The sequence below is a fragment of the Streptomyces sp. OR43 genome (assembly GCF_008042275.1).
In the GTDB taxonomy this organism is placed as follows: Bacteria; Actinomycetota; Actinomycetes; order Streptomycetales; family Streptomycetaceae; genus Streptomyces.
The window spans coordinates 1-871 of sequence record NZ_RDBK01000027.1; the positions used below are offsets into that span (position 1 = coordinate 1).

An 871-nucleotide genomic window follows, 5' to 3' on the forward strand; every position below is an offset into this window, starting at 1 on the left:
ATCCAGTCCCTGCCGCCGCACGCCCAGATCGCCGGGTTCGCCGCCGACGACCTCAGCCACCTCGTCGCCGAACTCCTGGAGAACGCCACCTCGTTCTCCCCGCCGGACTCCCGTGTCCAGCTCTCCGGCTGGCTGCTGGAGACCGGCGAGGTGATGCTCTCCGTGCAGGACGAGGGCATCGGCATGTCGTCCGTACGGATGGGCGAGCTCAACACCCGCCTCGGCGACCCGTCGCTCTTCGAGGCGGGTGAGCAGAGCGCGGACGGCGCCGGRCTCGGCGATCGTCTGCTCGGCCGCCGCGATCAGCGGGTCGCCGGGCAGGGCGAGGGTGCGGCGCGGCAGCGCGTTGGAGTTGGCCTCGGCGACCGATCCGGGGAGGTTCAGCGTGGGCGCGTCCCCGGGGGCCGTGACCGGCGGCGGGGTCGCGGCCGGGGGCGCCTTCGGGAGCAGGGCCTGGGGCAGCACGACGACCGCGGTGACCCCGCTGCCCTTCTGCTCGCGCAACTGGACCCGGACGCCGTGGCGCGCGGCCAGCAGCGAGGTCACCTGAAGGCCGAGACCGGCGCCGTCCGCGCTCTGCTCACCCGCCTCGAAGAGCGACGGGTCGCCGAGGCGGGTGTTGAGCTCGCCCATCCGTACGGACGACATGCCGATGCCCTCGTCCTGCACGGAGAGCATCACCTCGCCGGTCTCCAGCAGCCAGCCGGAGAGCTGGACACGGGAGTCCGGCGGGGAGAACGAGGTGGCGTTCTCCAGGAGTTCGGCGACGAGGTGGCTGAGGTCGTCGGCGGCGAACCCGGCGATCTGGGCGTGCGGCGGCAGGGACTGGATGGCGGCGGCAGGGACTGGATGGTGACCCGCTCGTACCGCT

Annotated in this window: 2 pseudogenes; one reads left to right on the forward strand and one right to left on the reverse strand. The window is 73.2% G+C overall.

Annotation, left to right across the window (positions count from 1 at the left end):
- Positions 1–75 precede the first annotated feature (75 nt).
- Positions 76–219 (forward strand): annotated as a pseudogene (locus EAO72_RS44040) (hypothetical protein); the annotation flags it as partial.
- Between the two features lie 57 nt (positions 220–276).
- On the opposite strand, the pseudogene EAO72_RS15225 reads toward EAO72_RS44040, so the two are convergent.
- A pseudogene (locus EAO72_RS15225) lies at positions 277–871 on the reverse strand (sensor histidine kinase); the annotation flags it as partial.